At 75.1% G+C, this 10,330-nt stretch carries 9 protein-coding genes and 1 pseudogene; 6 read left to right on the plus strand and 4 right to left on the minus strand.

The window, feature by feature from the left end; all coding sequences use genetic code 11:
• Nucleotides 1-79: 79 nt before the first annotated feature.
• On the plus strand, nucleotides 80-934 hold the full coding sequence (locus ABD353_RS13585) for a patatin-like phospholipase family protein (RefSeq protein ID WP_344623812.1): 855 nt from the start codon (nucleotides 80-82) through the stop codon (nucleotides 932-934).
• A gap of 609 nt (nucleotides 935-1,543) precedes the next feature.
• Here the strand turns inward: ABD353_RS13585 and ABD353_RS13590 are convergent.
• Nucleotides 1,544-1,819: a hypothetical protein gene (locus tag ABD353_RS13590; RefSeq protein ID WP_344623813.1), complete on the minus strand. Its 276-nt coding sequence runs from the start codon at nucleotides 1,817-1,819 to the stop codon at nucleotides 1,544-1,546.
• Between ABD353_RS13590 and ABD353_RS13595 the strand changes: the two genes are divergently transcribed.
• Nucleotides 1,818-2,153: a hypothetical protein gene (locus tag ABD353_RS13595; protein ID WP_344623814.1), complete on the plus strand. Its 336-nt coding sequence runs from the start codon at nucleotides 1,818-1,820 to the stop codon at nucleotides 2,151-2,153. The two genes, ABD353_RS13590 and ABD353_RS13595, sit on opposite strands and share 2 nt — an antisense overlap.
• Before the next feature lie 104 nt (nucleotides 2,154-2,257).
• Here the strand turns inward: ABD353_RS13595 and ABD353_RS13600 are convergent, their stop codons facing one another.
• The gene (locus ABD353_RS13600) at nucleotides 2,258-2,968 is read right to left on the minus strand and encodes an HU family DNA-binding protein (RefSeq protein WP_344623815.1); all 711 of its coding nucleotides are present in this window, start codon (nucleotides 2,966-2,968) and stop codon (nucleotides 2,258-2,260) included.
• Between the two features lie 914 nt (nucleotides 2,969-3,882).
• Entirely contained in the window at nucleotides 3,883-5,079 is a 1,197-nt protein-coding gene (locus ABD353_RS13605) for an MFS transporter (protein ID WP_425555150.1), read from the minus strand.
• A gap of 290 nt (nucleotides 5,080-5,369) precedes the next feature.
• Between ABD353_RS13605 and ABD353_RS13610 the strand changes: the two genes are divergently transcribed.
• The gene (locus ABD353_RS13610) at nucleotides 5,370-6,011 is read left to right on the plus strand and encodes a DedA family protein (RefSeq protein WP_344623816.1); all 642 of its coding nucleotides are present in this window, start codon (nucleotides 5,370-5,372) and stop codon (nucleotides 6,009-6,011) included.
• A gap of 79 nt (nucleotides 6,012-6,090) precedes the next feature.
• On the opposite strand, the gene ABD353_RS13615 is transcribed toward ABD353_RS13610, so the two are convergent.
• Complete coding sequence (locus tag ABD353_RS13615) at nucleotides 6,091-6,468, minus strand: hypothetical protein (RefSeq protein ID WP_344623817.1); 378 nt, start codon at nucleotides 6,466-6,468, stop codon at nucleotides 6,091-6,093.
• A 219-nt stretch (nucleotides 6,469-6,687) separates the two neighbouring features.
• Between ABD353_RS13615 and ABD353_RS13620 the strand changes: the two genes are divergently transcribed.
• The 3 genes and pseudogenes from ABD353_RS13620 (at nucleotide 6,688) to ABD353_RS13630 (ending at nucleotide 9,345) form a co-directional block, all read left to right on the plus strand.
• Complete coding sequence (locus tag ABD353_RS13620) at nucleotides 6,688-8,238, plus strand: MFS transporter (protein ID WP_344623818.1); 1,551 nt, start codon at nucleotides 6,688-6,690, stop codon at nucleotides 8,236-8,238.
• Nucleotides 8,235-8,807: a TetR/AcrR family transcriptional regulator gene (locus tag ABD353_RS13625; RefSeq protein ID WP_344623819.1), complete on the plus strand. Its 573-nt coding sequence runs from the start codon at nucleotides 8,235-8,237 to the stop codon at nucleotides 8,805-8,807. Before ABD353_RS13620 ends, ABD353_RS13625 begins: the two co-directional genes overlap by 4 nt.
• A 251-nt stretch (nucleotides 8,808-9,058) precedes the next feature.
• Nucleotides 9,059-9,345 (plus strand): annotated as a pseudogene (locus tag ABD353_RS13630) (DUF4193 domain-containing protein).
• The last annotated feature ends 985 nt before the right edge of the window (nucleotides 9,346-10,330 follow it).

Raw genomic sequence — 10,330 nt, forward strand, 5'->3', positions numbered from 1 at the left:
GCGGATCGTCCTTCCAGTGGCGAGAATCTGAGTCGACGTCAGTATATGGTACGACTGTTTCACTAACGAGGGGGCAGGTATGTACGCACCGGACCGGGCACTCGTCCTGGGCGCCGGAGGGCCCGTCGGCACGGCCTGGACGGCCGGGTTCGCCCGCGGGCTGCGCCGCAGCGGAGTGGACCTCGGCGCGGCCGACCTGATCGTCGGCACCTCGGCGGGCGCGATCACCGCCGCGCTGCTGGCCACCGGTCAGGACCCCGGCCGGCTCGCCACCCCCGTACGCCCCGACGACGCGGGCAGCACCCCTCCCCGGGTGGACGGACGCCGGCTCGGCGAGGCCTTCCCCGTGCTCGGCGCTGCCGCCTCGGACCCGGCCGGCGCGCGGCGCCGGGTCGGCCGGATCGCGCTCGCGGCCGAAACCGGCCCCGAGCAGGCACACGTCGACCGGATGCGCGCCATGGTCGGCGCGGACCGATGGCCGGACCGGCGACTGCTGATCACCGCGGTGGACGCCGGGACCGGCGAGCAGGAGGTCTTCGACCGCACGAGCGGCGCACCGCTGGCCGCCGCCGTGGCGGCGAGCACGGCCTTCCCCGGCATCTACCCGCCGATCACCGTCAACGGCCGCCGCTACATGGACGGGTCCCTGCGGTCGGCGACCAGCGCCGGACTCGCGGCCGGAGCCCGCACGCTGGTCGTGATCGACCCGCAGGCACACCTGTTCCCCCGCGAGCTCCTCCAGCAGGAGCTGGCGGCCGTCGCCGCACACACCGTGGTGACCGTCGAGCCCGATGCCGGATCACTGCGCGCCTTCGGCTCCGACCTGAACGACCGGGCGGCCTGGGAACCGGCCTACCGGGCGGGTCTTCGCCAGGCCGCCGACGCCGGGGAGCAGCTCCGCCTCGCCTGGAACACCGGCTCCGGCACGGACTGAGCGCAGCCCACGACCACGTCGTCCGGCCGATCGGCCGCGCCCTGCCGGCAAACCGGTCGTGCGGCCGACGGCGGAGTCCGTACGATCGTGGCAGCGGGACCGCGCAGTCCCGCAGGATGCGGCCCGTGGCAGAGTGGCCCATTGCAATCGGTACACCGGAGGCACCCCGGGTATCGATCGGTGGAGGAGGAGCGGTCCTGCTCCGGTCCCGCCCGTGGGTTCGAATCCCACCGGCTCCCGCATCCGCCCTCCCCGCCGCGGCCGGGCCTTGTGTTCGTAGGGATCCGCCGCGCTGCGAGCGCGCCGCCGGGTCGGCACGGGTGAGGTGCCCGGCCCCGCCCGAGTACGGCCTCACCGCGGGCCGTTGTCCGTTCAACCGCCGCCCCGCCGGGTAGGTGGGGCAGGGCATGACCCCGTTCCGCGGGGGCCAGCGGGCCGGTGCGCGCTTCGGCTATCGTTCCGGCAGATCGCCGCCGCTCAGGCCCGGCGATCCCAGGACCGATCGGGGGACTTGATGCAGTATCCGTCGCAGGACCCGCCACCGCACTGGACCCCGCCGCACCAGACCCCGCCGTCCGGGTCTCCGACGTTCGGATCTCCGACGGCCGGTCACCCGGCGCCGCACCGCTCGAACGCGAAGACCTGGGGCGTGGTCGCCGCGGTGGTCAGCGCCGCGGCGGGCGTGGCCAGCGCGATCGCGGCGTTCACGGGCGGCGGTTCGGGGTCCTCCGCCGCGCCCGGACCGGCACCGCAGGTCACCGGCACGGTCGCCGGGAAGGGCGCGTCGGCCGGCACGGGCGATGCTGCGACCGCCGTCTCCCCGGCGCCCGCGGGGGCCGGCCGGGGCGCCGCGGTGCGCTGGTCGGGGAAGATCCTCTTCGGCATGGAGGGCATCGACCTGTCCGCCCTGCCGCCCCGGAAGGGCACCGGCGCCGTCAACTTCCCGAGCGCCCAGCGCAGCGGCAGCAGCGGCATGAAGATCAAGGGCCAGGTCGCTCCCTGGGAGGGGCCGGGCGAGCCCACGGCGGAGGGCTGCCGGGACCTGCTGCAGACGCGGGCGCGCCAGGAGGTCGACGTCGCCGAGGGCGACCGGGTCTGCGTGGTGAACGAGAGTTCGCCGATCGGCCTGGTGACCGTCACCGGGACCCACTACGACCAGGGCAGCTACGGAGAGCTGGACGCCGACCTGAAGGTCTGGAACCTGCGGCTCGCCCACTGACCGTCCCTGCGTCCCGGTGCTGCCCGGGCGTTCGTGGCCGGGCAGGAGAACGGGCCGGCCCCGGTACCGATGTACCGGGGCCGGCCCGTCCTGACCGGGTCGATTCAGGCCGTCGTGCGGCGGGTGGCCCGCTTGGCCGGTGCGGCCTTCTTGGCGGTGCGCGGTGCGGTCTTCTTCGCGGTGGCGGCCTTCTTGGCGGGCGCGGTCGACTTCTTCGCCGCCGCGGTGGTCTTCCGCGTGGTGGTCTTCTTGGCGGGTGCCGCGGTCTTCTTGACCGCGGTGGACTTCGTTGCCGTGGCCCTGGTCGCGGCGGCCTTCGTCGCGGTGGCCTTGGTCGGAGCGGCCTTCTTGGCCGTGGTCTTCCTGGCGGCGGTCCGCTTCACGGCGGCCGGCGCGGGGGCGGCGGCGGTGGTGGCAGCGGCGGCGGTGCGCTTCGCCGCCGTCCGCCTGCGGGCGGGCGCGGCAGCGGCGGCCGACTTGCCCGCGGTGAGCGAGCCCTTGGGGGCCTTGGCCGTGGCGGGGCCGGACTTCGGCAGTTTCTTCGCGCCGGAGACCAGGTCCTTGAAGCCCTGGCCGGGGCGGAAGCGCGGCACGTTGGTCTTCTTGACCCGCACGCGCTCGCCGGTCTGCGGGTTGCGGGCGTAGCGGCCGGCGCGCTCCACCTTCTCCAGCGTGCCGAAGCCGGTGACCTGCACCCGCTCCCCGGCCACCACGGCACGGACCATGGCGTCGAGGACCGCGTCCACGGCGTCCTCGGCGGCGGTGCGGCTGCCGAGCTGCCCGGCTACCGCTTCGACGAGTTGTCCCTTGTTCATGACGACATCTCCACAACCACATCGGGGATAGTTTGTCCTGTTTCATCCTCAACATAGAGGCCATTCAGGCGCTCCGCCCGCCCAACGGGCGCCATCCGGGCACCTCGTGCCGCGAATTTCGTGGTCGGGGACGCCGATCGGCGACCCCGCGGCGACGCCACCTGCGTCAACGGACCGGGCGGGCACCGGCGATCGGCGGGTTCCGTACCGGTTGCCGCCGACCCCGGGAGCCGGTCCGGCCGGGCCGGCCGCGGCAGTTGCCGGGCCGGGTGCGGGCCGGTCGCAGGCGATGAACGGCGCGGTCCTCGCGTCGCCGTCCTCAGCGAAGCGCGGGCGAGTTCCGGGCCGCCGATGAGGTCCGCCGTGCGGTTCCCGGGGCATCCGTGCTGGTGACGGGGCCGCATCGGCGACGTCGGCGACTTGGGCGCGGTCCGCGGCATCCCGCGGGACGCCCTGCTGTCGCGGCGCGGTCCGTCGGGCGCCAACTACCGGGCGCCGTCGCAGACAGGGGGGTCGGCGCGGTTCCTCGGTCGGCCGGACGTGGCGGACCTCCCGCCGGCCGCGCTGCGCCGTCGGCGGCGGCAGGGGGTTCGAGGGCCGCGTACACCGGTCCCGGTGGTGCGGAGTCCGTCGGGTCCGCCGGCCGCAGGACGTTCGGCCGTTCGCGTGGCCGCGGCCGTCGCGTGGGGCGATGCCACGGCCGGGATGCGGTCTCCGATCCGACGGACGGGGGAGTGCGTGGCCGGACGGCCGCGGCTGCCGGTGCCCGACGACGGTGCGGACGCGTACGACGGGGCCCTCGGTGCTGTCGGTGTCGGAGTCCGCCACCAGCAGCCCACGGCGGGCCAGGAGTTCCAGGGGCGCGATCCGGGTGCGGGAGGCCCGGGCGCTTCCCACCGCCGCGGACGATCCCCCTACGCGGCCGACGGATCCTCGGGCGGTGCCTGCGCAGGGCGCCGGGCGGCCACCGGTGCGGCGAGTGCGACCAGCGCGGCCAGCACCGCGAAGCCGACGCCGAGCGTGGTCGCCGAGGCGGCCGATGCGAGGACCAGCGGGCCCCCGGCGTCGCCGAGTTCGCGGCCCAGTTCGGCGGCGCCCATGGTCTGGCCGAGCCGCTCGGCGGGCGCCGCGGCGGCGAGCGCGGCCAGGGCGATCGGGGTGACGAGACCCGTGCCGCCGCCGACGGCCACGGCCGCGGTCAGCAGACCGACGAGGCCGGGAACCGGCGCTGCCGCCAGTCCGGCGGCGGTGAGCAGGAGGCCCGCGGCGATGCCGGTCGTCAGGCCGGTCCGTCCCGTGTCCAACGCCCGGCCCGCGCGCGGTTGGGCGATCGCGGCGCAGAGCGCCAGCACGGACACCGCGGCACCGGTCGCGACCGGTCCGAGGCCGGCCCGGTGTCCGATCACCGGCAGGAAGCCGACCCCGGCCGACAGCGCGGCCGTTGCGCAGGCCAGTGCCAGCGTCGGCCGTACGAAGGAGCCGTCGGCGAGTCGACGGGCGAGGTCCAGAACGGTCTGGCGGGCGCGCGGCAGCGGCGCCACCACCGGCACCGTCACGGCGGCCCGGACGGTGACCGCCCCGGCGAGGGCGGCGGTCACCGCGAACAGCAACGGCAGTCCACCCAGCCGCACCAGCGCACCGCCGAGCAGCGGGCCCGCGGTGTGGCCGATGCTCTTCCAGAAGCCGTAACTGCCGTACGCGCGTCCGTGCCCGGCCCGCGGGTTGAGCCGGGCCACCAGCATCGACGCGGCCGGGGAGAACGCGGAGGCGGCGGCGCCCTGCCCGAGCCGCGCGAGCCACAGGAGTTCCGCGTCGGCGGACAGCGCGAAGCACGCCGAAGCGGCGGCGAAGGCGATCAGGCCGCCGAGGAGCACCGGCCGCGGCCCGACCCGGTCGGCCAGTGCGCCGAACACCGGCTTGAGCAGAACCTCGGCCCCGTCGTAGAGCGCGAGCAGTCCACCGAGGGCCAGCCAGGACGCGTGCCGTTCGGCCGTGAAGCCGCCCAGGTTGGCGGCGATGCCGTGGGCGCCGAAGGCGGTGGTGAACCCGGCCGCGTACAGCGGCCGCATCTGCCGTCGTACGGCTCGCTCCTCGGTCCGCGCTCCGGCCACGACCGGCACCTTCCGTGTCAGCCCCGACGGAGAACGGCGAGGCCCTGCCCGACGCGGTCGTCCGCCCGGGCCGTGGCGAAAGGCCCGCGGACTCCCACCGCCGGAGCCCTGTCTCCGACCGGCCCCTCGGGCGGCTCCTGCCGCGCCGCGACCCGCCGCCGGGGCGGCTCCGCCGGGAGGGGCACGAGCGGCAGCGCGCATCGTCGGCGGGGATGCGTCGTCATATCCCCCAAAGTAGCAACCGTTACATTAGGGGAGGAAACGGGCGACGATCCCGAACGAGGTGGCTGATGCACTCGATCACCGACTGGCTCTCCGGCCTGTCCGGTCCGGTCGTGTACGCGGTCGTCGCAGCCCTGGTCTTCGCCGAGGACGCGCTCTTCTTCGGCTTCGTCATCCCCGGCGAGACGGCCGCCGTCCTCGGCGGCGTCCTCGCCCACCAGGGCAAGGTCTCCCTCGGCCCGATGATCCTCGTGGTGGTCGGCGCGGCGATCCTCGGAGACTCCGTCGGCTACGAGGTCGGCCACCGGGCGGGCCCGGCGATCCTCGGCACCCGCCCCATGCGGCGCCACGGCGAGCGCATCGCCAAGGCCCAGGACCTGATCCGCCGGCGCGGGCCGGCCGCCGTCTTCTTCGGCCGGTTCGTCGCCTTCTTCCGCGCGATGATGCCCGCCCTGGCCGGCATCTCCCACATGCCCTACCGCCGCTTCCTGCTCTTCAACGCCCTCGGCGGCCTGGCCTGGGGCGTCGGCTTCACCCTCCTCGGCTACTTCGCCGGAGCCGCGTACACCCGCGTCGAGGGACTGGTCGGCCGTGCCCTCGCCATCGCCCTCGCCGTCCTGGTGGTGGTGGCCCTGACCGTCTGGCACCTGCGGCGCCGCCGGCGCGAGTCCCGCCCGCCGCAGCCCGACGGCCACGACGAACGCTCCTGACGCCGGACGGGCGCCCCGCCCGGTGCGCCGTCAGCCGGTCACGGCACCGACGGAGTTGCGCCCGCGGGCCCCGGCGCCGCTACTCCACACCCGACCCGTGCGCCGCGAGCACCTCGTGCACCGCCGCGGCCAGGGCCGCCCGGTCCTCGTAGAACGCCGTGAAGGTGTCGTAGCGGGGGTCGATCAGGCGCAGTGCGGCCGCCTTGGTCAGCTCCACGTTCTCGGTGTCCTCGGCGAGCGGGGCGCGCAGCACGTCGAGCATCACCGGCCGGAGCGCCGGGTGGTCTTGGTCCTGGACCAGCTGCACCAGGGCGATCCGCCGCGGCCAGTCGTCCAGCGTCCAGTAGAACGCCGCGAGGGCCTCGACGTGCCCGGGCCGGACGGCGGGACGGGCGAACTCGATCTCGACCCAGGACAGAGACCGGACGAGGGACCGGAACCGCTCCAGCGCGTACATGCGCCGCATCCTATGCCGCGCCCGCAACCCGGTCGGGTGCCCGCCCCGGTCGCCTGCCCGGCCCCGGCCTCGTCCAGTGCACCCGTACCCGTCGGGCGGCCCCGGCAGGCGGAACAGCGCCCTGCCGGGGAGCGTCCGGCCCCTCCCGCACCCGCCCGGCCACATGTCATCATGTGAAGACATCGCATGATGACAAACGAGCGGAGAGGCGGACCGGCCATGCGGGCGAGTGCGGAGACGGGCGCGGAGAAGGGCGCGGGGGGACGGCAACGGGCACTGGTGCCGGTCCTGGTCTTCCTCGGCACGGTGGTGGCCGTGATCAGCAGCCTCGGGGCACCCATGGTCCCGACGATCGCCGCCGTCGACCACGTCTCCCTCGCGGACGCCCAGTGGTCGCTCACCGTCACCATGCTGGTCGGCGCGGTGGCCACCCCCGTCATGGGACGGCTCGGCGACGGCCCGCACCGCCGCACCGTGATGCTGGCCGCCGCCGCGACCGTCCTCGCCGGCAGCGTGCTCGCCGCTCTCCCCCTGGGATTCCCCGCACTGATGGCCGGCCGCGCCCTGCAGGGCGTCGGACTGGGCCTCACCCCGTTGGCCATCGCGACCGCCCGCGACAGCGTGCCCGGCGAACGCTCCCGCTCCGCCCTCGCCGTCCTCTCCCTCACCACGGTCGCCGGCGTCGGCCTCGGCTACCCCCTCACCGGACTGATCGCCCAGTCCCTCGGCGTCCACGCCGCCTTCTGGTTCGGCGCCGCCATCAGCGCCGCCGCCCTCACCGCCGGCATCCTCGTCCTGCCGCCGACCACCCACCGCCCCGCCCGGCCACTCGACGTGCTCGGCGCCTGCCTGCTCGGCACCGGCCTCGGCGGACTGCTCCTCGCCCTCAGCGAGGGCGAAGCCCTCGGCTGGACCTCCCCGGCCCTGCTCGCCCTCGCGGCCACCTCCGTCCTCCTGCTCCTGTGGTGGGTCCGGCACGAACTGCGCACCCCGCACCCGCTCGTCGACCTCCGCTCGCTGCGCAACCCGGTGGTGCTCACCGCCGACGTGGCCGGCCTGGTCGCCGGCATCGGGATGTACCTGCTGATGTCCCTGGTGACCCGGTTCGTCCAGACACCCACCTCCGCGGGGTACGGCTTCGGCGCCTCCGTCACCGTCGCCGGACTCGCACTGCTGCCGTTCTCCGCGGCCAGCATCCTGACCAGCCGGATCGCACCCCGCCTCGCCCGGCGCACCGGCACCGCGGCGATCCTGCCGATCGGCTGCGCGGTCTCCCTGCTCGCCACCCTGGCCTTCCTGTCCGGCCGCGACCGGCTGTGGGAGCTGTTCGCCGTCATGGGCCTCGCCGGGCTGGGCGTCGGCCTGACCTTCGCCGTCATGCCCGGACTGATCGTCGGCGCCGTCCCCGCCCACGAGACCGGCAGCGCCATCAGCTTCAACCAGGTGCTCCGCTACGTCGGCTACTCCACCGGCAGCGCCCTCAGCGGCGCGGTACTCCAGGCCCACACACCCGCCGGGCACGCCCTGCCCACGGGCGACGCCTACACGGCCGCCGCGCTGATCGGCTGCGCGGTCTGGGCGGTGGTCGGGGCGGCTACCATCGTCCTGCCGCGGCGCGGTGCCGCGGCGGCCACCGCTGCGCCCGTCCGGCCCGCGGGCCCGGCCACCGCCGGCGCGGCGGCCACCGGGAACGGACTGCGCATCACCGTCCGGGCGGCGGGCGGCGAGGCTGAGGGCGAGGGCGCCCGGGAGGAGGGAGCACCCGCGTGAGCGAGGCGAGTGCGGGGGAGCGGCGCCGGGACGCGGCGCGCAGCCGGGAGCTGCTGCTGCGGGCGGCCATTGAACTCTTCGCCGAGCGCGGCTTCGACCGCACCACCATCCGCGAGATCGGCGAACGGGCCGGCGTCGACCCGGCACTGATCGCCCGTTACTACGGGGGCAAGACCCAGCTGTACCTGGCCACCGTGCAGGCCGAGCACGGCGACGCCACACCGGCCGACCTGCTCGACGAGGAACGCCTCGCCGGACTGCTCGACCGCTTCGAACAGCGCGGCCCCGGGCCCGCCTTCCAGAGCGTCGTCCTGCCCTCCGACGACTCCGCCGTCCAGGACGCCGTCCGGGCCCACCTGCACCGCCGGCTGGTGGACCCGCTGCGCGAACGCCTCGAACGCGAGGGCCTGGACCGCCCGCAGCTGCGCGCCGAGCTCGCCGTCGCGGCCTTCACCGGCGTGGTCCTCGCCCGCAGCGGCGGCGGCATGCACGACCTCGCCGCCGCCGACCCGGCCGAGGTCCGCGCCCTCCTGCACGACCTCCTCGCCGCCACCGCCGGCACGGCCTGAGGCGTGTCCTCAAGGGCGCTCGGGCGGCCACATCAGGGGCGCGTGGGGGTGCCTCCCGGCCGCCGGGCCGGGGAGAACCGCACGATTCGGCTGCAGGCCGCCGTGCAGGCAGGGGTGAGCCGGATGCGTCAGGAGCACCACTCCCGGGCCGAGCAGCTCACCCCCGGCCTCCGGCCTCCGGCCGGGAGGTGCCCCCACGCGCCCCTGACGGTCTGTGGGATGTGGTGGAGCCGTTGTTGCCGGCGGCTCGGGTGCGGCCGCAGGGCGGTTCCGGCGACGGCGGCAACGACGACAGCATCGAGGCACTGAAGAGTCAGCGCGACGACAAGCAGAGCTCCGCGGTCGACGTCGACCCTGAGGTGGTCGAAGGGCTGGAGCTTCCGGGCGCCGACCCGTCCGGCGAGAACTCACCGTCCAGGTGGTACCCCTCCAGGCGGACGAGTTCACCTGCATGATCTGCTTCCTCGTCCACCACCGCACCCAACCCGCCCGCACGGACAAGAACGGCCAGCCCGTCTGCCGCGACTGCGCTTCCTGACTGCCGCGGGAGCGTCAGAGCAGCTGCATCCCGACCGGCGAAGACGGTCGGACCTACAGCAGGCCGATGCGCCGTCGGCCGGCCGCGCTGTACAGGCCACACAGCCCGATGCCCTCGAAGTCCACGTGGCGGTTAGCCGCGCGCCGAGCTCGGACGCAGGCTCTCACCGCGTACCGAAACAGGCGGGTGCCGCCCGCTGATCCGTGGACGACGACTCGGGCACGCCCTCGGCCGGCGAGGGCCAGTGCACGCGCCGACCTTGTCCTGCGTCGTACCGAGGTACCACCCCGGCTGCGAAGTTCGGTCCCGGGTACCACGGTCCGCCGTCGCGGCGCCCCTAGCGTTATTGGCAGGACGGCTGGTCAGCTACCGAGTTGACCGACCCGCCGGGGCATTCGGCCGGACGCGCGGCTCCCTGCAGCCGTCCACGCGTGCGACCGCACCACAGTCGACGGCATTCGGAGAGCGGTATGAACACTGCGATCTGCCTGACCACGAACCGCCAGGGGCCCGCCCGGTCCATCCGGACGCCGGGCCCTGCTGTCACGCCCGCCAACCGGGCTTCACCACACATGTGGCAGACCCCGACACCACCACTCACGACCTGGCGCGCCCCGGCCTCGGTGACAGCAGCCACCTGGATCCTGAGGACACCGACGCCACCACGGTGCACGTGCCCCTGCTCATCGTCGGCCGGGGCGTTCGCCCCATGGCAGGCCCCTCCGGTGTTCTCCCCACGATGACCCACGCCACATCAAGCGGCACCTTCCCGCCACCTGCCCGACCGCACGAGTCACCGTCACGGCAACAACCAGGTGGGCCACCGATGCGGGCGCGCGGGATGACCGCAGGCAGGCTCTCCCGAGACTGACCCCGCTGACGGGGACGACCGACCGACCTTGGGCGGGTCGGTGGCGTCGTCGAGGAGCGCCGCGGTGCCGTTCGCGCGCAGCAGCACCGGGGGTGGATGCCCGGCACTGGAGTA

The organism is Kitasatospora arboriphila, from assembly GCF_039528095.1.
GTDB classification, from domain to species: Bacteria; Actinomycetota; Actinomycetes; order Streptomycetales; family Streptomycetaceae; genus Kitasatospora; species Kitasatospora arboriphila.

What these genes read in the sequence shown, in the direction of transcription:
- ABD353_RS13585 (WP_344623812.1), top strand. Translation starts at nt 80, where the DNA reads ATGTACGCACCGGACCGGGCACTCGTCCTGGGCGCCGGAGGGCCCGTC.
- ABD353_RS13595 (WP_344623814.1), top strand. Translation starts at nt 1,818, where the DNA reads ATGGAGGGCATCGACCTGTCCGCCCTGCCGCCCCGGAAGGGCACCGGC.
- ABD353_RS13590 (WP_344623813.1), bottom strand. Translation starts at nt 1,819, where the DNA reads ATGCCGAAGAGGATCTTCCCCGACCAGCGCACCGCGGCGCCCCGGCCG.
- ABD353_RS13600 (WP_344623815.1), bottom strand. Translation starts at nt 2,968, where the DNA reads ATGAACAAGGGACAACTCGTCGAAGCGGTAGCCGGGCAGCTCGGCAGC.
- ABD353_RS13610 (WP_344623816.1), top strand. Translation starts at nt 5,370, where the DNA reads ATGCACTCGATCACCGACTGGCTCTCCGGCCTGTCCGGTCCGGTCGTG.
- ABD353_RS13615 (WP_344623817.1), bottom strand. Translation starts at nt 6,468, where the DNA reads ATGTACGCGCTGGAGCGGTTCCGGTCCCTCGTCCGGTCTCTGTCCTGG.
- ABD353_RS13620 (WP_344623818.1), top strand. Translation starts at nt 6,688, where the DNA reads ATGCGGGCGAGTGCGGAGACGGGCGCGGAGAAGGGCGCGGGGGGACGG.